At 73.0% G+C, this 22,657-nt stretch carries 22 protein-coding genes; 8 read left to right on the top strand and 14 right to left on the bottom strand.

Annotated elements, in window-relative coordinates:
- Positions 1-5: 5 nt before the first annotated feature.
- Complete coding sequence (mqnE, locus tag ACIBR0_RS21325) at positions 6-1,175, bottom strand: aminofutalosine synthase MqnE (protein ID WP_357035041.1); 1,170 nt, start codon at positions 1,173-1,175, stop codon at positions 6-8.
- 239 nt (positions 1,176-1,414) lie between these two features.
- Between mqnE and ACIBR0_RS21320 the strand changes: the two genes are divergently transcribed.
- From ACIBR0_RS21320 to ACIBR0_RS21305, 4 genes are all read left to right on the top strand, one after another.
- Positions 1,415-3,019, top strand: a complete 1,605-nt coding sequence (locus ACIBR0_RS21320) for a C40 family peptidase (RefSeq protein WP_396718191.1) — start codon at positions 1,415-1,417, stop codon at positions 3,017-3,019.
- Positions 3,020-3,178: 159 nt separating this feature from the next.
- Positions 3,179-4,684 carry a hypothetical protein gene (locus ACIBR0_RS21315; protein WP_396718189.1) on the top strand — a complete coding sequence of 502 codons (1,506 nt, stop codon included), beginning with the start codon at positions 3,179-3,181 and terminating at the stop codon, positions 4,682-4,684.
- Positions 4,685-4,880: 196 nt separating this feature from the next.
- A complete protein-coding gene (locus ACIBR0_RS21310) occupies positions 4,881-6,728 on the top strand; it encodes a DEAD/DEAH box helicase (protein WP_396718186.1) in 1,848 nt (615 codons plus the stop codon).
- Between the two features lie 99 nt (positions 6,729-6,827).
- Positions 6,828-7,448 (top strand): putative glycolipid-binding domain-containing protein, encoded by a 621-nt coding sequence (locus ACIBR0_RS21305; protein ID WP_357038568.1) that lies wholly within the window; start codon positions 6,828-6,830, stop codon positions 7,446-7,448.
- A gap of 13 nt (positions 7,449-7,461) precedes the next feature.
- Here ACIBR0_RS21305 and ACIBR0_RS21300 read toward each other — a convergent pair whose 3' ends face one another.
- The 3 genes from ACIBR0_RS21300 to ACIBR0_RS21290 all read right to left on the bottom strand — a co-directional run bounded on the left by ACIBR0_RS21300 (position 7,462) and on the right by ACIBR0_RS21290 (position 10,052).
- Positions 7,462-8,553 (bottom strand): PLP-dependent cysteine synthase family protein, encoded by a 1,092-nt coding sequence (locus ACIBR0_RS21300; protein WP_396718182.1) that lies wholly within the window; start codon positions 8,551-8,553, stop codon positions 7,462-7,464.
- A 22-nt stretch (positions 8,554-8,575) separates the two neighbouring features.
- On the bottom strand, positions 8,576-9,469 hold the full coding sequence (locus ACIBR0_RS21295) for an SDR family NAD(P)-dependent oxidoreductase (RefSeq protein WP_396718179.1): 894 nt from the start codon (positions 9,467-9,469) through the stop codon (positions 8,576-8,578).
- Between the two features lie 124 nt (positions 9,470-9,593).
- Positions 9,594-10,052, bottom strand: coding sequence for an Lrp/AsnC family transcriptional regulator (locus ACIBR0_RS21290; protein ID WP_357034501.1), 459 nt, complete (start codon positions 10,050-10,052; stop codon positions 9,594-9,596).
- A gap of 268 nt (positions 10,053-10,320) precedes the next feature.
- On the opposite strand from ACIBR0_RS21290, the gene ACIBR0_RS21285 reads away from it, so the two are divergent.
- Positions 10,321-10,587 carry a BldC family transcriptional regulator gene (locus tag ACIBR0_RS21285; protein WP_357034504.1) on the top strand — a complete coding sequence of 89 codons (267 nt, stop codon included), beginning with the start codon at positions 10,321-10,323 and terminating at the stop codon, positions 10,585-10,587.
- Between the two features lie 30 nt (positions 10,588-10,617).
- On the opposite strand, the gene ACIBR0_RS21280 is transcribed toward ACIBR0_RS21285, so the two are convergent.
- Positions 10,618-11,280, bottom strand: coding sequence for a UbiX family flavin prenyltransferase (locus tag ACIBR0_RS21280; RefSeq protein WP_396718175.1), 663 nt, complete (start codon positions 11,278-11,280; stop codon positions 10,618-10,620).
- A 190-nt stretch (positions 11,281-11,470) separates the two neighbouring features.
- Between ACIBR0_RS21280 and ACIBR0_RS21275 the strand changes: the two genes are divergently transcribed.
- Positions 11,471-12,454 (top strand): terpene synthase, encoded by a 984-nt coding sequence (locus ACIBR0_RS21275; RefSeq protein WP_396718173.1) that lies wholly within the window; start codon positions 11,471-11,473, stop codon positions 12,452-12,454.
- Here ACIBR0_RS21275 and mqnP read toward each other — a convergent pair.
- From mqnP to ACIBR0_RS21260, 3 genes are all read right to left on the bottom strand, one after another.
- Positions 12,438-13,340, bottom strand: coding sequence for a menaquinone biosynthesis prenyltransferase MqnP (mqnP, locus tag ACIBR0_RS21270; protein WP_396718171.1), 903 nt, complete (start codon positions 13,338-13,340; stop codon positions 12,438-12,440). The two genes, ACIBR0_RS21275 and mqnP, sit on opposite strands and share 17 nt — an antisense overlap.
- Positions 13,340-14,800 carry a menaquinone biosynthesis decarboxylase gene (locus ACIBR0_RS21265; protein WP_396718169.1) on the bottom strand — a complete coding sequence of 487 codons (1,461 nt, stop codon included), beginning with the start codon at positions 14,798-14,800 and terminating at the stop codon, positions 13,340-13,342. Before ACIBR0_RS21265 ends, mqnP begins: the two co-directional genes overlap by 1 nt.
- 155 nt (positions 14,801-14,955) lie before the next feature.
- Positions 14,956-15,510, bottom strand: coding sequence for a carboxymuconolactone decarboxylase family protein (locus tag ACIBR0_RS21260; RefSeq protein ID WP_396718166.1), 555 nt, complete (start codon positions 15,508-15,510; stop codon positions 14,956-14,958).
- Between the two features lie 85 nt (positions 15,511-15,595).
- Between ACIBR0_RS21260 and ACIBR0_RS21255 the strand changes: the two genes are divergently transcribed.
- Positions 15,596-16,072 (top strand): MarR family winged helix-turn-helix transcriptional regulator, encoded by a 477-nt coding sequence (locus ACIBR0_RS21255; protein WP_396718163.1) that lies wholly within the window; start codon positions 15,596-15,598, stop codon positions 16,070-16,072.
- Positions 16,073-16,095: 23 nt separating this feature from the next.
- Here ACIBR0_RS21255 and ccsB read toward each other — a convergent pair whose 3' ends face one another.
- The 6 genes from ccsB to hemL are packed head-to-tail and all read right to left on the bottom strand — an operon-like array spanning position 16,096 to position 22,165.
- A complete protein-coding gene (gene ccsB, locus ACIBR0_RS21250) occupies positions 16,096-17,073 on the bottom strand; it encodes a c-type cytochrome biogenesis protein CcsB (protein WP_396718161.1) in 978 nt (325 codons plus the stop codon).
- Entirely contained in the window at positions 17,073-18,731 is a 1,659-nt protein-coding gene (locus ACIBR0_RS21245; protein WP_396718159.1) for a cytochrome c biogenesis protein ResB, read from the bottom strand. Before ACIBR0_RS21245 ends, ccsB begins: the two co-directional genes overlap by 1 nt.
- On the bottom strand, positions 18,731-19,600 hold the full coding sequence (locus tag ACIBR0_RS21240; protein WP_396718156.1) for a cytochrome c biogenesis CcdA family protein: 870 nt from the start codon (positions 19,598-19,600) through the stop codon (positions 18,731-18,733). Before ACIBR0_RS21240 ends, ACIBR0_RS21245 begins: the two co-directional genes overlap by 1 nt.
- Positions 19,600-20,172 (bottom strand): TlpA family protein disulfide reductase, encoded by a 573-nt coding sequence (locus ACIBR0_RS21235; protein ID WP_396718154.1) that lies wholly within the window; start codon positions 20,170-20,172, stop codon positions 19,600-19,602. Before ACIBR0_RS21235 ends, ACIBR0_RS21240 begins: the two co-directional genes overlap by 1 nt.
- A 1-nt stretch (position 20,173) precedes the next feature.
- Positions 20,174-20,821 carry a histidine phosphatase family protein gene (locus ACIBR0_RS21230; protein WP_396718151.1) on the bottom strand — a complete coding sequence of 216 codons (648 nt, stop codon included), beginning with the start codon at positions 20,819-20,821 and terminating at the stop codon, positions 20,174-20,176.
- Positions 20,822-20,827: 6 nt separating this feature from the next.
- Positions 20,828-22,165, bottom strand: coding sequence for a glutamate-1-semialdehyde 2,1-aminomutase (hemL, locus tag ACIBR0_RS21225; protein WP_396718148.1), 1,338 nt, complete (start codon positions 22,163-22,165; stop codon positions 20,828-20,830).
- Positions 22,166-22,320: 155 nt separating this feature from the next.
- Here hemL and ACIBR0_RS21220 point away from each other — a divergent pair, with 155 nt between their 5' ends.
- Positions 22,321-22,656: an STAS domain-containing protein gene (locus ACIBR0_RS21220; RefSeq protein ID WP_396718145.1), complete on the top strand. Its 336-nt coding sequence runs from the start codon at positions 22,321-22,323 to the stop codon at positions 22,654-22,656.
- Position 22,657: the final 1 nt, after the last annotated feature.

Here is a 22,657-nt window from a genome sequence, read left to right as displayed (position 1 = left end):
GCCCGTCAGGCCCAGACCTGCTGCGGCTCGGCGCGGCGCTCGGCCAGCGACGGGGCCTTGTCGTACTCACGGACCACGTTGTACCGGGTGTCCCGCTCGACCGGCTGGAAGCCGGCGTCCCAGATCAGGTTGAGCAGGTCGTCCCGGTGCATCGTGTTCGGGGTGCCGTACGAGTCGGCGTCATGGGTGATCTTGTATTCCACGACCGAGCCGTCCAGGTCGTCCACGCCGAAGTTCAGCGAGAGCTGGGCCACCGACAGGCCGTGCATCACCCAGAAGTTCTTGAGGTGCGGGATGTTGTCGAAGAGCAGCCGGGACACCGCGAAGGTCTTCAGCGACTCGGCCGGCGAGGCCATCGTGGTGCGGGCCTGGATCCGGTTACGGATCTTGCCGTCCGCCGAATCCACGAAGTCGTGCTGGTAGCGCAGCGGGATGAAGACCGCGAAGCCACCGGTCTCGTCCTGCAGCTCCCGCAGGCGCAGCACGTGGTCGACCCGGTGCCGGGGCTCCTCGATGTGGCCGTAGAGCATCGTGGACGGCGTCTTCATGCCCTTGGAGTGGGCCAGCCGGTGGATGCGCGACCAGTCCTCCCAGTGGCAGGCGTGGTCGACGATGTGCTGGCGGACCTCCCAGTCGAAGATCTCCGCGCCACCGCCGGTCAGCGACTCCAGACCGGCGTCCATCAGCTCGTCGAGGATCTCGTCGGCGCTCAGGCCGCTGATCTTCTCGAACCACTGCACCTCGGTGGCGGTGAAGCACTTGAGCTTGACGTTCGGCAGCGCCGCCTTCAGCTCGCGCAGCACCTTCGGGTAGTAGCGCCACGGCAGCGTCGGGTGCAGGCCGTTGACGATGTGCAGCTCGGTGAGCTGCTCGTCCTCCATCTCCTTGGCCTTGCGGACCGCCTCGTCGATGCGCATCGTGTAGGCGTCCTTCTCACCCGGCTTGCGCTGGAACGAGCAGTACGCGCACGACGCGGAGCAGACGTTCGTCAGGTTGAGGTGCCGGTTGACGTTGAACATCACCCGGTCGCCGTTGAGCTCCGTGCGGCGGTGGTGGGCCAGCCGGCCCAACCAGGTCAGGTCGTCGCTCTCGTAGAGGGCGATCCCGTCCTCACGGGTCAGCCGCTCGCCGGCGTACACCTTCGCTTCGAGCTCACGCTTGAGTCCGGCGTCCATCTCCAGCCACGTCCTTCCACCCCGGTGTCCCGATCGAGCCTACGTCGGCCGCCCGACGGACCGTCGGCACGGTCTCCCGCAGCGATGTACTTCACCGGACTCTCAGCCTTCCGTTACCCGCCGACACATCGACATCGTTGCCGGCGTGCGGTAAGACAGTATGGGGCGTTTCACACCACTGATAGCGTCCTGACGCCGCGCGCACCGGTCGCGGCGACGCCGGTCGGACGGGGAGCGGAATGGTCGACAACGGGTACGGGCGACAACGGCGTCGGCGGAGCCCGGTGATCTCACCGGTGCTGCGTCCGAGGCTCTGGTCGGCCCTGCTCGGGGCGGTCGTCGCCGCCGTGCTGGCCGCTCCCGCGTACGCCGAGCCGGGCCTGCCCACCACCGTCCCGGACACCGGCGCCCGCCCGGTCGTCGCCGGCGCCCTGAACCTGCCCGGCGGCGCACCGACCGCTCCCGCCCTTCCCGGCAGCGTCACCACGCCGGTCGCCGGCGTGGGCAGCGGCCCGCTCGCCGCGCAGATCTACGCCCTCGAGGCGCGGGTCGGGCAACTCGGCGACGGGCTGCTCAAGCTGCGTCAGGAGCGCACCGAGGCGGAGGCGCAGCTCGCCGCCGCCGAGCGGGAGCTGGCCCTGGCCCGCGACGCGCTGGCCCGGGCGCAGGACATCGCCGACGCCACCGCCAGCGAGGCGATCAAGGCCGCCGCGGCACTGCCGCCGGGCGACTTCGCGAGCGACCTGCACGACCTCAGCCAGCTCTCCCGGATCACCCGGGGCGAGCGGGTCGAGGGCGGCGACACCACCGAGGCGAAGCAGGAGATCACCCGGGCCCGCACCGGCGAGCAGGCCGCCCAGCAGGCCTTCGTGGCCGCCGAGGGCCGGGTCACGACGGCCCGGCAGGCGTACGTGGCCGGCGAGCGCACCCTGCGCTCCGAGGAGGCGAAGCTGGTCCAGCTGCGCAAGGACAACGCCGCGCAGCTCATCGTCATCGAACGCCAGCAGGAGGCGGCCGAGCAGCAGCTCGGCGCCGGCTACGTGGCCAACGAGACCGCCAACGGGCTGGCCGCGCACCCGACCGCGCTGGCCGCCGTCGCCTACGCGAAGGCACAGCTCGGCGACCCGTACCTCTGGGCCGCCGAGGGCCCGGACCGGTTCGACTGCTCCGGCCTCATCTGGGCCGCGTACCGGTCGGCGGGCTACGACGACCTGCCCCGGGTGTCCCGCGACCAGTACTACGCGACCCGCTCCCGCACGGTCCCTCCGGCGGCACTGCTCCCCGGCGACCTGGTCTTCTTCGCCTCGGGCACGAGCTGGACGACGATCCACCACATGGGCATGTACATCGGCGGCGGCAAGATGATCCACGCGCCCACCACCGGCGACTTCGTCAAGATCTCGAACGTGCGTTGGTCCCGGCTCTACGCCGCGACCCGGGTGGTCGGCGCGGTACCCGCCCCGACCACGCCGACCGTGCCCACCACGCCGACCGTGCCGACCGTGCCGACCGTGCCGAGCAACCCGACGACGCCGAAGCCGACGACCACTCCGAAGCCGACGCCGTCGGCGACCCGGTCGCCGCTGCCGACGACGTCGCCGAGCCCGACGACCTCCCCGAGCCCGACGACGTCGCCGAGCCCGACGACGTCGCCGACGCCGTCGACGTCCCCGTCGCCCACCACCTCACCGTCGCCCACGGCCACGACGCCGCCGCCGGCTCCCGACCCCACCACGCCGTCGCCGCAGGTCACCAGCAGCAGCGCCAGCCCGACGACGGGGGCGAGCAGCGCGGCGCCCTCCGGCAGCGTCTCGGCCACCGCGTCGGCGAGCACCGGCAGCTGACCTCGTCCGACCCGACCGTTCCCCGGTCGGTGCGGCTCGCCGTACCGCCCGGGGAATGCGCTCCGACTGTGCCGTAGGGGCGGAATGTGGCACGGTGAGACTCAGGCACTCCCGGGCCGACCGCACGGCTCCGGGCGCGAGCGTGGCGCGGAGGCGAGCATGGTCGATCAGCAGGTCCCGGCGGAACCGGGCGACCGGAGGTCCGCGCCCGTCGACCCGTCACCCGGCGTGGCCGGTTCCAGCCCCGACGTCGTACGACCGCACCAGCCCGCCGCCGCACCGGCCCGGGCACGGGCGACCGTCGCCACCGCCGTCGCCCCTCCCGAGGACGGGGTCGACCCGTCACCCGCCCGTTCGGGAAGCACGACCTACCGGGCCACCGGCAGCGCCGAACCGATGCCCCCGGTGCCCGCCCAGCGGGGCGCCACCCAGCCGGTCGGCGCGTCCGACCCCCCGGCCGTGCCGTCGTCGGAGCCGCCCGCCGGTCCCGCCCGGGCCAGCTTCACGGTTCCGGACACGAGCCGGGTCTCCGCCGCCGAGGCGGCGGCCATCCGATCGCACACCGGCGAGGCCCGGATCTACCGGGCCGGCCCGGTCAACCCGGAGCCGCCGGAGCCCGCCCAGCCGCCGGAGCCGGCGAAGCCGCCGACCCCACCGACCCCGGAACCGGAGCCCGCGCCGGCTCCGATCCCTCCCGTACCCGGGCCGAACCCGCCCTCCCCGACGCCGCCGGTGCCGGCGCCGCCCGTGCCGACACCGACGCCGCCCCTGCCTGGCCCGGTGCCGCCCCGCCCGGTGCCGCCACCCGGCCCGACCCCGCCGGGGCCCGTGCCGCCGCTGCCCGGTCCGCCGGCGCCCCCGCCCGGCCCACCGGTACCCGCGCCCCCGCCGCCGCCCGGCCCCGCCCCGGCACCGCCGTTCCCCCCACCACCGGCGGTGTCCGGCGCACCGGTCTCCGCACCGCCGGGCCGCCTCACCGGCCGCGCCGCCGTGCCGGTCTCGGCACCACCCGCCACCGCCCCGCCGGTCTCCGCACCGCCGGCCTTCGCGCCTCCTGCCTCCGCGCGGGCCGCCCCCTCCGCGCGGGCCGGCGCCCCGGTCTCCGCGCCGCCGACCCCCGCGCCGTCCGGCGCCCCGGTCTCCGCGCCGCCCTCCGGGTGGAGCGTCGCGCCGGGCGCCGCTCCTCCGACGGTGCCCGCACCGGCCCTGCCCGCCTGGCCGCCGTCGACCGACCCGGTCGACCGGCGCTCCGGCAGCGCGGGCACGGGCAGCGCCTGGTCACCTCCCGCGTCGCCGGGCGGCAGTGCCGCCACGCCCGGCCTGCCCGCGGGCAGGCCCCCCGCGCGAGACGGGTCCGTCGGCGGTGGGCCCGGCCGGTACGACGGTGGCCCCGACCTGGGCACCCTCTACGGCGGCACGGAGGGGCCCGGATTCGCGACCGTCGCTCTGCCCGGTAACCCGGCATTGGACAACTCCGGCTCGCTGACCGGGCACATCCTGGCCCAGGGCTGGGCCGCGAGCCCGGCCGAGGAGCGGTCCCGGACGGCCCGGGTCGTGATCGTGCTGGTCGCCGCGCTGGGGTTGCTCGTGGGGATCAGCGTGCTCGTCGTCCTGCTGGCGGGCGACGCGATGGACGGGCTGGTCGGCGGCGTCCTGAAGAACTGAGCGGAGCCCACGACCGGGTGAGCCCGCCCACTACACGTCCGCGGCACGGTGGCGGGTTTCCCGAACCGCCGTACACTGGTGTAGATCACTGACCTGGCGCGCGCCGTGCGCGCCCCTGGGCGGTCTTGCGGGCGATTCGGCGGCACTCAGCTGCGGCAGGCCATCGCGAAGATGCGCCCCGCTCGAAAGGCATTTCTTGACCATCATTGCTGATCCCGGCACGACTCCGTCCGCCCTCGACTCCACCGCCCCACTGACCGACGAGACCGTCGCCGGGGGGCCGGCCACCGCCGAGGAGACCGAGACCGTCGACTTCGCCGCGCTGGGCCTGCCCGAGCCGCTGGTCCGCGTGCTCGCCCGCCAGGGCATCACCACCCCCTTCGAGATCCAGCGCGCCACCATGCCGGACGCGCTCGCCGGCCGGGACGTCCTCGGCCGCGGCCAGACCGGCTCCGGCAAGACCCTCGCCTTCGGCCTGCCGCTGCTCGCGCGCATGGCCGAGCGCAACCGGGCCCGTCCGCTGCACCCCCGCGCGCTGGTCCTGGTGCCCACCCGTGAACTGGCCATGCAGGTGAACGACGCGCTGGTTCCGCTCGGCAAGGCGGTGGGGGTCTTCCTCAAGACCGCCGTCGGCGGTGTGCCGTACGACCGGCAGATCGACGCGCTCCGGCGCGGCGTGGAGATCGTCGTGGCCACCCCGGGCCGGCTGGGCGACCTGATCAACCGGGGCGTGTGCCACCTCGACGACGTCGAGATCACCGTGCTCGACGAGGCCGACCAGATGGCCGACATGGGCTTCCTCCCGGAGGTCACCGACCTGCTGGCGAAGACGCCGGCCGGGACCCAGCGACTGCTGTTCTCGGCCACTCTGGACGGTGACGTGGACGCGCTGGTCAAGCGGTTCATGACCGATCCGGTCACCCACTCGACCGCCCCGTCGACCGCATCGGTGTCCACCATGGACCACCACATGCTGCTGATCCCGCCGCACGACAAGTTCCCGGTGGCGGCGTCGATCGCCGCCCGGGACGGTCGGACCATGGTGTTCGCCCGCACCCAGCTCGGTGTCGACCGGCTGGTCGAGCAGCTCGCGGCGGTCGGCGTACGCGCCGGTGGCCTGCACGGTGGCAAGACCCAGCGGATGCGGACGAAGACCCTGGCCGAGTTCAAGGAGGGCCGGATGAACGTGCTGGTCGCCACGGACGTGGCGGCCCGGGGCATCCACGTGGACGGCGTCTCGCTGGTGCTGCACGTCGACCCGCCGAAGGACCCGAAGGACTACCTGCACCGGGCGGGACGCACCGCACGGGCCGGCGAGTCCGGCGCGGTGGCCACCCTGGTGCTGCCGAAGCAGCGCCGGACCACCCTCGCGATGCTGGAGAAGGCCGGCGTGGAGCCGGCGGAGACCCGGGTGCGGGTCGGCGACCCGGCTCTGGCTGAGCTGATCGGTGCCCGCGAGCCCAGCGGTGTCCCGGTGCGCGAGGAGCCCGAGTCGCGCCGGCACGGCGACCGGTCGGGCGGCCCGCGCCGCTTCGGCGACCGGGGTGACCGCCGCTTCGGCGACCGGTCCGGTGAGGCCCGGAGCTACGGGGACCGCCCCCGCGCCTACGGTGACCGCTCGGAGCGCCGCCACGGCGACCGGCCCACCGACGGCCGCGGCTACGGTGACCGCCCGCAGGGCGACCGTCGCTACGGCGACCGCCCGCAGGGCGACCGCGGCTACGGCGACCGTCCCCAGGGCGAGCGGCGCTATGGCGACCGCCCGCAGGGCGAGCGGCGCTACGGCGACCGGCCCACCGACAGCCGGGGCTACGGCGACCGGCCCCAGGGGGACCGCTCCACGGACGGCCGGACCTACGCCGACCGGGGCCCGCGCGCCTACGGTGACCGGCCGCAGGGCGAGCGCCGCTACGGCGACCGGCCGGCCGAGGGCCGTGGCTACGGGGACCGGGGAGGCTTCCGGTCCGACGGGCGGGGTCGGGACGACCGGCCGCGCGACGAGCAGCGGGGCTACGGCGGCCGGCCGCCGGCGCGTACCCACTGATCACGAGCATCACCGACGACGCCGCCGCGGAGCCCCGGCCCCGCGGCGGCGTCGTCGCATGCCGTGCCGGTCGCGGGCCGGTCGCGTAACGTCCGGTACATGCCGACCATGCCGAAGTCGTTCCTGTGGACGCGCACGGACACCGCTGGCGCCGAGCACGTGCTCGTCGACGACAGGCAGGGTCTGACGGCGCGTGGCACCCAGGTGGCCGTCGACCCGGTCCCCTACACGTGCCGCTACCAGCTCACCACCGACCCCGACTGGGCGACCACCCGGCTGGGGGTCGAGGTGGAGGGCGCGGGGTGGCTGCGGAGCGTACGCCTGGAACGGGCCGCCGACCGGTGGCGGGTGACCACCGCCGAGCAGGGTGACCTGGACGCGGCGCTGGCCGCCGCGGGGCACCCGCCGGTCGGCCTGCCTGGCACCGACGACCCGGACCGGCTGGCCGATGCGCGCGACGCGGACCTGGGCGGGTCACCGCTGTTCAACACCCTGCCGGTACGGCGGCTCCGGCTGGCCGACGAACCGGCCGACACGGCGCACCGGATCATGGTCGCCTGGGTGCTGGTGCCGAGCCTGGTGGTCGTCGCGGCGGAGCAGGTCTACTCGGGAAAGGGTCCGGGGCGGATCCGGTTCGCCAGCGACACCTTCGCCGCGGACATCGACGTGGACGCCGACGGCTACGTCCGGCACTACCCGGGTCTGGCCGAGCGCGCCTGACCGGGACGGGCCCTCAGGCCGGCCAGGCGCCGCTGGTCAGGAAACGTTCGATGGTGGCCAGGTGCGGTTCCAGGTCGAATCCCTGGGCGGCCACCCAGTCGTCGGAGTAGTACGTGTCGGCGTACCGGTCGCCGGCGTCGCAGATCAGAGTGACCACCGAACCGCTCCGGCCCTCGGCGAGCATCCCGGCGATCAGGCCGAACGCGCCCCACAGGTTGGTGCCGGTCGAACCGCCGACGCGCCGGCCGAGGACCGCCGAGCCGGCCCGCATCGCGGCCAGCGAGGCGGCGTCGGGGACCTGCACCATGCGGTCCACGACCGACGGCAGGAACGAGGGCTCGACGCTGGGCCGGCCGATCCCCTCGATCCGGGAGCCGCGGCCGGTGCGGACCGACCAGTCGGCGGCCAGCCAGGCGGGGTAGAACGCCGAGTTCTCCGGGTCGACCACGCAGAGTTTGGTGGCCAGCCGCCGGTAGCGGGCGTACCGGCCGATGGTGGCGCTGGTGCCGCCGGTGCCGGCACCGACCACGACCCAGGCCGGTACGGGGTGCCGCTCCAGGGCCAACTGCGCGTAGATCGACTCGGCGATGTTGTTGTTGCCCCGCCAGTCGGTGGCCCGCTCGGCGTACGTGAACTGGTCCATGTAGTGCCCGCCGGTGTCCTCGGCCAGCCAGCGCGCCTCGACGATCACCTTCGCCGGGTCGTCCACCAGGTGACAGCGGCCGCCCTGGAACTCGATCTGGGCGATCTTCTCGGGCGAGGTCGACGCCGGCATCACCGCGATGAAGGGCAGCCCCAGCATCCGGGCGAAGTACGCCTCGGAGACGGCGGTGGACCCGGAGGATGCCTCCACGATCGTGGTCGCCGGCCCGATCCAGCCGTTGCAGAGCCCGTACAGGAAGAGCGAGCGGGCCAGGCGGTGCTTGAGCGACCCGGTGAGGTGCACCGACTCGTCCTTGAGGTAGAGGTCGATGCCCCACTCCCGCGGCAGCGGGAAGGGCAGCAGGTGGGTGTCGGCGGACCGGTTCGCGTCCGCCTCGACAGTGGCGATCGCCTCGGTCACCCACCGCCGGCTGGCCTCGTCGCACCGGTCGAGATGAGTCACGCCGGAAACCTAGCAAGCAGGCTCAGCGCTGGTCGGCACCGGTCCGCCGGCGCTGGCGGCGCTGCCCGGCGCGACCGGCGGCGAGGATGAGCGGGGCGAGCCGCAGCGCCACCCCGGGCAGCGCGTCGAACAGGCGGACCTGGGCGCCGCGCCAGCGCGGCACGCTGACCACCGGGCGCGGCCGGCGGGCGAGTCGGGCGGCCCGGCGGGCCACCCGCTCCGGGTCGAGCAGCGTACCGGTGAAGGACGCGGCGGCCCCTGGGTCGTCGAGCCGGTCGTGCAGCATCGGCGTCCAGATCCCGTCCGGGCACAGGCACGACACGTGTACGCCCCGGTGCCCGGCCAACCGCAGGTCGGCCAGCGTGCCGATGCTGAACGCGACGAGGGCGTGCTTGCTGGCCGCGTACACGGTCTCGCCGGGTGCGGCCACCAGACCGGCCAGCGAGACGACGTTGAGCACGTGCCCGTGGCCCTGCGCCCGCATCAGGGCCAGCGCCGCCAGGGTGCCGTTCATCGCGCCGAGGGCGTTGACCTCGACCACCCGGGACCGGGTGGCGGCGTCCTGCTCCCACGACGGGCCGGTGACGAGGATGCCGGCGTTGTTCACCCAGAGGCCGAGTCCGCCCCGGCCGGCCGCCTCGGCGGCGGTCTCGGCGCAGGCGGCCTCGTCGCGCACGTCCAGGGCGCGGGACCAGCCGCCGAGCGGTGCCGCGGCGGCGGCCACGGCATCGCCGTCGAGGTCGGTGAGGAGCACCCTCCACCCGTCGGCGTGCAGTGCGGCGGCGATCGCGCGGCCGAGCCCACCGGCGGCCCCGGTGACGACCGCCGCACCGCCGCCGGGCCCGGGTCGGGGAGCCGGTGCGGGTCTCGGTCCGGGCGCTTGTCCGGGGATCGGCGCGGCCGCCGGGGTGGTCATCGGCGCAGGCTACCGCCGGGGCACGCCCGTCCGCCACACCTGCGTCGGTGGTCTCACCGGTGGGGCAGCTCGACAGCGTACGGCGAAAGGTTGGTCGGTCGCGGCGGACGGACCCGCCGGCGGCTCAGGCGGGCGGGGACCCCACCGGCTGGGGGCGGTTCTCCCACTTGGTCGACAGGGCGATGCTGGTACGGGTGGAGGCGACGCCCGGGGTCCGGTTGAGCCGCATGATCAGCTGCTCCAGCTCCGCGATGGTGCCGACGCGGGCCTTGAGCAGGAACGACTCGACGCCGGCCATGAAGTAGCAGGACTCGATCTCGGGGATCGCCCGGAACCCCTCCAGGACGTCGTCGGTGTCCGCGCCGGAGTCCTCGACGATGCCGATCAGGGCGGTGACGCCGAGGCCGATGGTCTCCGGCTCCACCTCCGCCCGGTAGGCCCGGATGACGCCGCTGGACTCCAACTTCCCGACACGTTCGTGCACGGCCGGTGCGGAGAGGCCCACCTGCCGGGCCAGTTCGGCGTAGGAGAGGCGGGCGTTGCCGCGTAGCAGCTCAACGAGGCTCAGGTCGATCGCGTCCACGGACTGTAGACACTAGTCGTCCGGGCGTAACGCCGGACGCCCGGCACCCGTTGAGCATCACAGTAGGTCACAGTTCACTTACGCCCAGTCAGGGAGCGTCGCACCGATACCATTTCCTAACTTCCCACTCAGTGCGTTTTTCGCGTTTGGCGGACAGGCCAGGTCGCTGGTGCTGTAATTGCCATACGTCCCTCATGACGGCTCTGGGCTCGCACCGGCCGGGGGCAGTGTGTTCAGCCGGGGGCTTCGTCGACGCGAGGAGGGGGCTGTGGACACTGGAGATCGCCTGCTGACACCGGGTGAGGTCGCCGCACTGTTTCGGGTTGACCCGAAGACTGTGACCCGGTGGGCAGCGGCGGGCCGGATAGGCAGCATCCGGACTCCAGGCGGGCATCGCCGGTTTCGGGAATCCGAGGTGCGGGCTCTGCTTGAGGGGGAGGGCATGCTGGACGAGGCGGAGGACATGGGCAAGCCGCGCAACGCCGGCCCCGCCGCCTCGACCGGGCCGGGTCCGGCCAACGCCGGCATGTACTGAGAAGATGCTGATCGGCGCGCGGACCGGACGTCAGGTCCGGTCCGCGTTTCCGCCCGATTCGTTTCGACCACGGGCCGCGCCGAGTTCACCAGCCCACCGTGTGAAAAGCGTGTGTGGCACGCCGAGGGCGTCGAGCACCTTCCCGGCGACGAAGTCCACGAGTTGTGCGGCGGTCGCCGCCGCTCCCGCGCCGTAGAAGCCCGGACTGGCCGGCAGCACCACCGCGCCGGCGTCGTGCAACGCGATCAGGTGCTCCAGGTGGCTGCGGGTCACCGGCGTCTCGCGGGGCACCACCACGACCGGCCGGCGCTCCTTGAGGTTGACCTCGGCGGCGCGCTGTAACAGGTCCTTGGACAGACCGATCGCGATCCCGGCGCAGGCGGCCGTGCTCGCCGGCACCACGACCATGCCGCGGACCCGGTAGGAGCCGCTGCTCGGCCCCGCCGCGAGGTCACCGGCCGGCCAGTAGCGCACGTCCGCGCCGGTCAGGTCCCGGTCCAGCCACGCGGCGAGGTCCTCGGCCCAGTGCGCGTCCCGGAACGCGCGGCCGGTCTCGTCGAGGACGGTGAGCCGGGCGGCCCGGGACACGACCAGGTCCACCGGCTCCCCGGCGTCGAGGAGCGCCCGTACGACCGCCGCCGCGTACGGCGTGCCGGAGGCTCCGCTGACACCGACCACCCATGGTTCGCGCATGTCGTCAAGCCTGCCTGGTCGCCACCGGCCACCGGCGCCCACCCCCCGGATGCCTTCCGACGGGTATGTGCCCGCCTGGGTGATTACTCCGCGGTAGCCCCGATGTCCGCCGGGTACTCCTGTCCCCTGTGGACCTGACATGCTGCCGGGGGCGAATTGCCCGGACAGACATCCCATGCGGGAGGAATCCGTGACCACCGGCGAGGTACTCCGGTCCCTGCGTGCCGAGTGTCCGATCCCGTCCCGGCTGTCCCCGTACGCCGAGCGGGTGCAGAGGTGGCTGGACGGCGAACTGCTGCCGAGCCTGGACCTGCCCCTGAGCGCGGCAGCGCACCAGCGGCTGGAACGAGCCCGCTTCGCCCAGTACGCGGCCCGGCTGTACCCCGACGCGACCGAGGGCGACCTGCGGGTGATCACCGCCCTTTTCACCTGGTTCTTCCTGGTGGACGACCTCTGCGACAGGCCCGACCGGCTCACTCCGGACGATGTTCGTGCGCTGCGTACCGAGGTGGTGATCCTGCTCCGGGGAGGGGCCCGACTCCGGCACACCGGCCTCACCGGCCCGCTGCGGCGGCTGCTGGTGCGGGCCTGGCGCGAGCCGCGCCGCCGGATGCCCGCACGGTGGCGGAACCGCTTCGCCGACGCGGTCGCCCACCACCTCGACGGCACGTGGCGGGAGGCGGCGGGGAAGGCCGCCGGTCGCCGTCCCGACGTGGCCGGGTACGTGGAACTGCGGCGGGCCACCTCCGCGGCGTACGTGTCGTACCCGCTGGTGGAGTTCGTGACCGGACGTCCGCTGCCCGACCCGGTCTACCACCACCCGCTGCTGACCCGGGTCGCCGACACCGGCAACGACCTGCTCTCCTGGTACAACGACCTGGCGTCACTGGAACGGGACCGGGTCACCTCGGGCGGGCACAACCTGGTACTGGCGATCGCCGCCGAGGAACGGGTGCCCCTGGAGGTCGCCGTCGACCTCGCGGCGGACCGCTGGCGCGAGTCGATGCGCCGCTTCGTGGCCCTACGCGCGGCCGTGCCGTCGTTCGGGCCGGCGCTGGACGAGGCGGTCACCGACCATCTCGACGTGGTCGCCAACGCCGTCCGCGGCACCGTCGACTGGACCCTGGAGAGCGCCCGCTACGCGGACGCCCACCCCGTCAGGGCCGCAGGTTGAGGCGGAGCACCAGGTCGAGCAGGGCGAAGGCGAACAGCGCGATGCCGACGAACCCGTTGGCCGTGAAGAACGCCCGGTTGACCTTGCTCAGGTCGGTGGGGCTGACCACGACGTGCTGGTAGCCGAAGGCGACGGCGGTGAGCGCCAGCCCGATCCACCACGGCCAGCCGAAGCCGACCAGCGCGCCGAACCAGACGAACAGCGCGAACGTCACCACGTGCGCCACGGTGGAGGCGTGCAGCGCGAAGCGCAGCCCATACCGGGCGGGAACGCTGTGCACACCGATCTCCCGGTCGACCTCGGCGTCCTGGCAGGCGTAGATCAGGTCGAAGCCGCCGATCCACAGGCCGACCGCCGCGCCGAGCAACCACGCCGGCCACGAGCCGCCCAGGGTGCCGGTGACGCCGAGCCACGCGCCGACCGGACCGACCGCCTGGGCGACCGCGAGGATCGCGTGCGGCCAGTTCGTGAACCGCTTGCCGTACGGGTAGACGACCAGCGGGACCACCGCGAGCGGCGCGAGCACCAGGCAGAGCGGGTTGAGCAGGGCGGCGGCACCCAGGAACACCACGAGCGCGACGGCCGCGCCGGTCCAGGCCGTCCGGACGCTCACCGCCCCGGTCACCAGTTCCCGGTTGGCCGTACGCGGGTTGCGCGCGTCGATCCGCCGGTCCAGGATCCGGTTGGCGGCCATCGCGAACGTCCGCGCCCCGACCATGGCGACGGTGATCAGCAGCAGATCGAGCCAGCGCACCCGGCCCCCGTTGACCTCCATCGCGGTCAGCGCGGACAGGTACGCGAAGGGCAGCGCGAACACGGAATGCTCGATCGCGACGAGCTTGAGGAAGGGTTTGACGCGACCGGGCCGCTCCAGCACAGCCGTCATCAGAGCCCGTACTCCTTCCAGCGCTTGTCAACCAGGGAGACCACCTCGGGGCTCATGCTCATCTCCTCCGGCCAGCCCCGCGTGTAGCCCTCCGTCGGCAGCTTGCGGGTGGCGTCGACGCCCGCCTTGCCGCCCCAGAACTGCTGGTACGACGAGTGGTCCAGGTGGTCCACCGGGCCCTCGGTGAGCAGCAGGTCCCGGGCGTAGTCGACGTTGCCGAAGGCGCGGAAGGCGACCTCGTTGTAGTCGTGCACGTCGCAGTCCTCGTCGACGATCACGATCAGCTTGGTCAGCGACATCAGGTGCGCGCCCCAGATCGCGTTCATGACCTTCTGGGCGTGCTTCGGGTAGCGCTTGCGGATCGAGACGATCGCGCAGTTGTGGAAGACGCCGGCGGCCGGCAGGTCGTAGTCGACGATGTCCGGGATCAGCAGCTTGAGCAGCGGCTGGAAGATCCGCTCGGTGGCCTTGCCGAGGCCGTGGTCCTCCTGCGGCGGCTTCGAGGTGACGATCGAGTGGTAGACCGGCTTGCGCTGCATCGTCATCGCCTCGATGTGCAGCACCGGGAACGGCTCCACCGGTGTGTAGTAGCCGGTGTGGTCGCCGAACGGGCCCTCGGGCAGCCGCTCGCCCGGCTCCAGGTACCCCTCCAGCACGACCTGGGCGTGCGCCGGCACCTGCAACGGCACCGTCAGGCAGTCGACCATCTCGACCCGCTCGCCGCGCAGGAAGCCGGCGAACAGGTACTCGTCGATGTCACCGGGCAGTGGCGCGCTCGCCGCGTACGACACGACGGGGTCGCAGCCGATCGCGACCGCGACGGGCAGGCGCTGGCCGAGCCGCTCGGCGACCGCGTGGTGGGCGGTGGAGTCCTTGTGGATCTGCCAGTGCATGCCGAGGGTGTTGCGGCCGTGCTGCTGGAGGCGGTAGAGGCCGAGGTTGCGCTTCCCGGTCTCCGGGTGCTTGGTGTGGGTCAGCCCGTAGTTGTGGAAGATCCCGCCGTCACCCGGCCAGACCTGGAGGCCGGGGAGCTTGTTCAGGTCGACGTCGTCGCCCCGGTAGACCACCTCCTGGCAGGGGGCGGTCTTCACCTTGCGCGGCGGCACCGACTTGAGCTGCATGACCTTGCCCAGGCCCTCGCGGATGCCGGACCAGCCGACCGGCAGCTCCGGCTTGACCAGCGCGCCGATCCGGTCGCCGATCTCGTCCAGCGCCTCGACGCCGAGCGCCATCGCCATCCGCTTCTCGGTGCCGAACAGGTTGATCGCGACCGGCATCTCGCCCCGGGTGGGGCGCTCGAAGAGCAGCGCCGGCCCGCCCTCGCGGACCGTCCGGGTGACGATCTCGCTGATCTCCAGCGTGGGATCGACCGGGACGGTCACCCGCCGCAGCTCACCCGCCCGCTCCAGCGCCGCGAGGAAGTCCTTGAGATCGGTGTACGGGAAGCCACGAGCCGCCATGCCTGCCAGTCTCCCGCACCGCTCACGCCGATGCCCAAGCCGGGGGTGTGATGTAAGGAAGGGCCCCCTGTTAACGGCTCCGGTAGAGGAAGGGCCCCTTCTTAACACCTGTCCCGCCGACACCGGCCGAGCTGAGCGGCACCGGCCGTTCCAGGTCAGGCGGCCGGCTTCCAGGCGTACGGCGCCAGGGGTGGGTCGAGGGGCGCCCGGGTGAGTCGGTTGGCGAAGGTCGAGATGGTGTACGTGCCGACGCCGAGGACCACGTCGAGGGCCGCCCGGGGTTCGTGACCCGCGTCGAGGAAGGCACGCAGCTCCGCCTCGGGCACCGCACCGGCGTGGTCGAGGACGGCGAGGGTGAACCGTCGCAGCGCCTCCAGGCGGGCGTCGGGCAGGGTCCCACCGTCGCGCAGGGCAAGGGTCAACGTCTCGTCCGCGCCCAGCCGAACCAGGGTGGCGGTGTGCATGGCCACGCAGAGGTGGCAGCCGTTACGGGTGGCGACGGTCAGCACGACGACCTCCCGCTGGACCGGGTCGAGGCTGCTCGCCTCGAAGCTGGCGTTGGCGGCGAGGAACCCCGCGAGCAGTTCCGGGGAGCCGGCCATCAGGCCGACGGCGGCGGGCAGCCGACCGAACTTCCGGGCGACGGCGTCGAGGGTCGGCCGGGCGGCGGCGGGGGCGGTGTCACGGGTGTACGGAGTGAAGACGGGCATGGCACGGCCTGCTTTCCGGTGCGATGAACGGCATCGCGTACGATCGTCAACGTGGTTGTCGAAATAGTAAACCAGGTTGTCGACCGTGGCAACGACTGAACCGGAGCGGCCCGGCTTCCTGCTGCCGCTGCTGCTGCTCGCCGGCTTCCGTACGCTCATCGACGACCTGCACGAGGAACTGGCCCGACAGGGGCATCCGGATCTGCGACCCCTGCACGGCTTCGTGCTCCAGGCCGTCGGGCCTGACGGCACCACAGCCACAGATCTGGGCCAGCGGCTCGGCATCTCCAAGCAGGCCGCCGGCAAGACCGTGGACCGCCTGGTCGCCCTCGACTACATCGAACGCGTCGACGACCCGCGCGACGCCCGACGCAGACTGGTCCGGCTGACCCCCCGCGGGCTCGACGGGCTACGCCGCTCGGCAGCGGTCTTCGACCAGCTTCGACGGCGCTGGGTGGAGGCGCTCGGCCCGGACCGGGTCACCGCCATGGAGGACGACCTGCGGGCGGTAACCCCCGCCGACTTCTTCCGCCTCGACGTACCCGGCTGGTTCGGCGGCTGACCGACAGGTTCCCACAGAACCCGTCAGTCCAGGCCGCCGTACGAGTGCAGGCCCTCGAAGAAGATATTCACGCCGAACAGGTTCATCAGCACGGTGAGGAAGCCGAGCACCGCGAGCCACGTGGCCACGTTCCGCTTCACGCTCGGGGTGGCCCGGGCGTGCAGGTAACCGGCGTACACCACCCAGGAGATGAACGCCCACGTCTCCTTCGGGTCCCAGCCCCACGGCCGACCCCACGCCGCCTCGGCCCAGATCGCGCCGGCGATCACCGCGAAGGTGAAGATCGGGAACGCGAAGGCGTGCAGCACGAACGTCAGCCGCTCCAGCGCCGCCGCCTCCGGCATCCGCTTCGCGAGGGTGTACGGGAAGCTGCGCCGGCCCTGCTCCCAGCCGGCGCGCATCAGGTACGCCACGGCGGGCACCACGCCGAGCAGGAAGATGCCGGAGCTGAACACGATCGTCGAGACGTGGACGATGAACCAGTACGAGTTGAGCGCCGGCACCAGCGGCACGATCGGCGTGTAGAGCACCAGCTCGGCGGTGGCCAGCAGCAGCACCATCACCAGGGTGAGGAACAGCCCGAGGCGACGCAGCGACGGGCGCTTCCACAGCACCGCGAGCCAGCCGGCGACCCCGATGAACGAGACCGTCAGCACGAACTCGTACATGTTGCCCCAGGGCATGCGGTCGGCGGCGAGGCCGCGGGTGACCAGGGCGGCGAGGTGCAGCAGGGCGGCCACGGCGGTGGCGCCGAGGGCGATCCGGCCGGCCAGCCGGGCCCGCGCCGCGGTGCGCTCGGCGGCGGTCGGCGTACCCGTGGCGGGGCGCGGTGCCGTCGTCCCGCCGGTCGCGCCGACACCGGCGCCGACCAGTTCCCGGGCGGGCACGGCGACCGCGCGGGCACGGGCGTTGCCGAGCGCGTACTCGACGGCGTGGCTGATCATCGCGATCAGGTACGCGAGGATCGCGAACGTCACCAGCTGGTCGGAGAGTGCGGACATCACTCGGCTCCTTCTCGCGCTCCGGCCCGGTCGTCGTCGCGACCGGCCCCGGCCCGCTGGTCCCGCTCCCCCGCACCGCCGACGGCGGCGACGAGGGACGCGAACTCGTCGGCGAACCCGGGATGGTCGGTGCGCGGCAGGCCACCGGCCTCGACCAAACTACTACCGTTCGTCGGAGATCCACCCACGGGGTCGGCCATCCCCACCCGGAAGAAGACCCGGCGGCGGCGGCCGAAGAGCGAGCCCATCAGGCCGACCAACAGGAGGCCGGAGCTGACCAGCAGCAGCGTCGAGCCGGGGTCGTACCGCACCGAGAGCACGATGTACGGCTCGGTCCCGAGGAACTCGACCGTCGTGCCGTCGTCCAGGGTCCAGCTCTCGCCCTTGCGCAGCAGCTTGGCGCCGACCTCCTTGACCTTGCCGGCGCGGACCTGCCGCTGATCGAGCTCGTACACGCTGCCGGGGATGCCGGCGTCCAGGCCCAGGTTCCCCCGGTAGGCGACGAGGTTGAGTGCCGGGTTCCGCTCGGTCGGGTACTCCGACCGGACGAACGGGCCCTCCTGTGGGGCGGTCGGCAGGTAGAGGCCGGTGAAGGCCATCTGGAGGTTCGGATCCCGCCGGCCGGTGGCCGGGTCGACGTTGGCGTCCGGGAAGTCGGCCAGACCCTCGCCGGTCAACCCCACGTCGCCGGTGCTGAGGAACGGCTTGGTGCTGGTCTGGCTCTGCCCGAACCGGTCGGTGTAGCGGATCACCGGGGCGTACCCGTGGCCGAGCAGGTAGACGTTCGCACCGTCCAGGCGCAGCGGCGAGTTGACCGAGAAGTCGGCCTGCCGCGCCTCGCCGGTCTCCAGGTTCGTCGTGGTGACCATGGCGTTGAAGAACTCCGGCTGGCCGTTGGACTCCAGGAACCGCGCCTCGAAGTCGTCCAGCCGGACGCAGAACGGCGGCAGGTCGACGTCGTCGACGCGGGGACCGAACTTCGTCTCGGCGTACTGCTGCTGAGTGTTGCAGAACCCGTTGTCCGGCCCGGCGACCAGCAGCTTGTTGCCGCTCCACCCGTACCAGGAGCCGAGCGCGACACCCACCAGCACCAGGACCAGCGAGGAGTGAAAGAGCAGGTTGCCGGTCTCCTTCAGGTAGCCCTTCTCGGCGGAGACCTCGTCGCCGCGGACGACCACCCGCCAGCGCCGCCGGCGCAGCGCCTCGGCGATCGCGCCCGCTCCGCCGGCCGGGGCGGCGAAGACGGCATGCTGCGGCAGCCGGTCCAGCCGCTTCGGTGCGACCGGCGGCTTCGACCGCAGCGCGCGGACGTGGTCCCGCAACCGGGGTGTGATGCAACCGATCAGCGAGGTGAACAGCAGCACGTAGATCGCGGAGAACCACACCGAGCCGAACGCCTCGAAGGCGCCGATCCGGTCCAGCACGGGGGCCAGATCGGGGTGCGCGACGAAGTAGTCCCGCACGTCCTCCGGGTTGACGCCACGCTGGGGCAGCACCGAGCCGGGGATCGCGGCGACCGCCAGCAGGAAGAGCAGGACCAGCGCCGTACGCATGCTGGTGAGCTGTCGCCACGAGTTGCGCAGCAGGGCCAGCAGCCGGTTGGGCCGACGCCGGGGTGCCTCGGCCGGCGTCGCCGGCCGCTCGTCCACGACGGTCATCAGATGCTCACCTCGCCCACCCCGACGGTGGTCTGCAACCAGATCACGATGTTGGTCCACCCGCCGGTGACCAGCGCGAGGCCGATCAGGATCAGCAGCGCGCCGCCGATCCGGGTGACCCACCGGCTGTTGCGCCGGACGGCGCGGAAGACCCCGAGCAGGCGCTGGAAGCCCAGCCCGAAGACGACGAACGGTATCCCCAGCCCGAGGCAGTACGCCACGGCGAGCACCACGGCCCGGTCCGTCTGACCGCTGGTGGTGGCCATGCCGACCACCGCGGCGAGGGTCGGGCCGGTGCACGGCACCCAACTGAGCGCGAAGACCGCGCCCAGGACCGGTGCGCCGAGCAGGCCGGCGGCCGGCAGCCGCTGGATCCGGAACTCCCGCTGCAGCCCGGGGATCAGGCCGAGGTAGCCGAGACCGAGCACCACGATCAGCGTGCCGATGACCACCTCGAGGGTGCGCTCGTGCTGGAAGAAGACCTTGCCGAAGCTGGTGAAGAGGATGGCGGTGGCGGTGAAGACGACGGTGAAGCCGGCGATGAACAGCAGCGTCCCGGCCAGCACCCGGCCCTTCACGGCGGCGACCCCGGCGCGGGCGGTCCGTTCCCGCACCGCCACGCCAGCGCCGCTGCCACCCGAGGTGTTAAGCGGGGGCCCTGCCTCTACACCAGGCGTTAACGGGGGGCCCTTCCTTTCACCTCGGCCTTCGAGGTCGGCGCCGGCCAGACCGGTGACGTACGACAGGTAGCCCGGCATCAGCGGCAGGACGCACGGGGACAGGAAGCTGACCAGGCCGGCCAGCGCCGCCGCGCCGATGGCCAGCAGCAGCGGGCCGGACTGGGCGAGGGTGCCGAAGGTCTCACCCATCAGCGTTGGCCGGTCGGCGCGGACGACTCTGCGGCGATCCGCTCGACGATGGGCTGGAGGCCCTCCTGGGTGACCGCGGCCCGGATCACCGCGGCGATCCGGCCCTCCCGGTCGAGGATCACGGTGGCCGGGATGGTGTTCGGCGGGATGTCCAGGGCGAGCGCCAGGCGGCTCGGCGGGTCGAACAGGCTCGGGTAGGTGACCCGGCCCTCCTCGAACGCCTTCGCCTTGTCCCGCTGGTCCTGCACGTTGATGCCCAGGAAGGTCACGCCGGAGCCCTTGGTGGCCTGGTACGTGTTCTCCAGGTCGTCCGCCTCGGCCCGGCACGGGTTGCACCAGGAGCCCCAGAAGTTGACCACGACGACCCGGCCCCGGTCCCGCGCGACGTCGTAGCTGCCGCCGGTGAGCAGCTCACCGGCGAGCTTCGGGGCGGCGGACCGCTGGCCGGGGGCACACTCGACGATGCCGTCCCGGGTGGCGCAGGTCTCCTCGGCGCTCTTCGAGGAGCAGGCGGCCAGCGACACCGCGGCGACGGCGGTGAGCAGACCGGCGGTCCACCTCCGGGCGTTCATGTCAGGCCCCCTTGGCCGTCCGGGCGGTCGGCGACATCGCGATCAGGTGCGCGGCCGGCTCGGAGTAACCGATGCCGACCACCTTGGCGCCGTCGAAGTGGAACGAGGTGAGGCTGGCCAGGCCGCACTGCCGCCTGCGCGGGTCGTGCCAGAGCCGTTTGCGCTCGACGTACCGGCGCAGGGTCCAGATCGGCAGCTGGTGCGAGACCAGCACCGCCTCGCGCCCCTCGGCGGCCACCCGGGCGGCGTGCAGGGCGGCGAACATCCGCTCCGCGATCGCGCGGTACGCCTCGCCCCAGGACGGCGTCATCGGGTCGCGCAGCACCCACCAGTTACGGGGGTCGCGGAACGACCCGTCCCCGGGAGAGACCTTCTTGCCCTCGAACCAGTTGGCGCTCTCGATCAGCCGCTCGTCCACCCCGACCGGCAGCCCGAACTGGGCCGCGATCGGTTCGGCGGTCTGCTGGGCGCGCTCCAGCGGACTGGCCACCACGTGCACGACCTCCCGCTCGGCCAGCCCCTGCGCGGCGGCCTTGGCCATCTGCACGCCCAGCTCGGAGAGGCGGAAGCCGGGCAGCCGCCCGTACAGGATCTGGTCCGGGTTGTACACCTCGCCGTGCCGCAGCACGTGGACCACAGTCTTGCTCACCGTTTGCTACCCCCCGTGACCCGCTGCTGCCGCCGCGTTCGCCGCCGACGGCAGCGCCGCGGCGATCTGCTCCAGAGCGGCGTCGTCGATCGCCGCCGACACGAACCACGACTCGAACGCGCTCGGCGGCAGGTAGACGCCGGCGGCGAGCATCGCGTGGAAGAACGCCTTGAACGCGGGCACCTGCTGGGTGCGGGCGCTGTCGTAGTCGACCACGTCGGCGTCGGTGAAGAAGATCGAGAACATGTTGCCCGCGTACGACAGCCGGTGCGGGACCCCGGCGGCGGCCAGCGCGTCCGCGGCGAGCTTGCCCACGACGGCGGCCGTGGAGTCCAGCTTGCGGTACAGCGCGTCGTCGGCCAGCCGCAGCGTGGCCAGGCCGGCGGCGCAGGCGAGCGGGTTACCGGAGAGGGTGCCGGCCTGGTAGACCGGGCCGGCGGGGGCCAGTCGCGCCATGACCTCCGCGCGCCCGCCGAACGCCGCGGCGGGCAGGCCACCACCCATGACCTTGCCGTACGTCCACAGGTCGGCATCCGAGGCGTCGAGGCCGTGCCACCCGGCGCGGGAGACCCGGAACCCGGTCATCACCTCGTCGACGATGAGCAGCGCGCCGTGCGCGTGGGCGATCGCGGCGAGCCGCTGGTTGAAGTCGTCGCGGGGCGCGACCACGCCCATGTTGCCGACGGCGGCCTCGGTGATGACCACCGCGATGTGCTGCCCCTCGGCCGCGAAGGCGGCCTCCACGGCGGCGATGTCGTTGTACGGCAGGACGATGGTGTCGCCGGCCGCCGCGCCCGTCACGCCGGGCGAGTCGGGCAGGCCGAGGGTCGCCACGCCGGAGCCGGCGGCGGCGAGCAGCGCGTCGGAGTGCCCGTGGTAGCAGCCGGAGAACTTGACGATCTTCGCGCGGCCGGTGAAGCCCCGGGCCAGCCGGATCGCCGACATGGTCGCCTCGGTGCCCGAGTTGACCAGGCGGACCTGCTCGACCGGCGTACGGTCGACGATCTCGGCGGCCAGTTCGACCTCACCGGGCGTCGGCGTGCCGAAGCTGGTGCCTTTCGTGGCGGCCTCGCGGACGGCCTCCACGACCTCCGGATGGGCGTGGCCGAGGATCAGCGGCCCCCAGGAGCAGACCAGGTCGACGTAGCGCCGGCCGTCCGCGTCGTACATCCAGGGGCCCTCCCCCCGGACCATGAAGCGCGGCGTGCCACCGACGGCACGGAACGCGCGCACAGGGGAGTTCACCCCGCCCGGCACGATGGCCTGGGCGCGGTCGAACAGGGCCTCGGAGGCCGGCGCGTCGGCGGGGTAGCGGCCGGATCCGGCGGGAAACATATCGGTCACGATGCCGCCATTGTGTCAGCGCCGGACGGCGAATCGGCAGGCACCCCGCAGGGGGCGTTACCAGTCTCACGCCGAGACCCGCGGGGGCCGTGGCCGGGGTGCCCGGCAGATCGCCTCGACAGGCCCGCGTCACGAGATCGCGCTAGGCTGACCGGGTGGATCGTGCCGAACTGTCCATCACCGTGCACCGGACCGGGGACGAAGCCGTGCTTCGCCTCGCTGGTGAGATCGACATGCTCACGGCCGCCCAGCTGTCGACGATCGTCAACGAGATCCTGGCCGAGCCACCCCCGCGGATCGTGCTCGACCTCGGTGGGATCACCTTCTGCGACTCCCAGGGCCTGGGCACGCTCGTCGTGCTGAGCCGGAAGGCCAGTCACGCGCAGAGCCTGCTGATCCTCACCAACGTCGGCGACTTTCTGCTCCGCGTCCTGGACATCACCGGCCTGCGCTCGGCCCTGATGGTCCGCAACGAGTCCCCCACCAGCTGAC

The sequence above is a fragment of the Micromonospora sp. NPDC049497 genome, from assembly GCF_044465805.1.
In the GTDB taxonomy this organism is placed as follows: domain Bacteria; phylum Actinomycetota; class Actinomycetes; order Mycobacteriales; family Micromonosporaceae; genus Micromonospora.
This window is presented reverse-complemented; position numbering and strand designations above follow the sequence as displayed.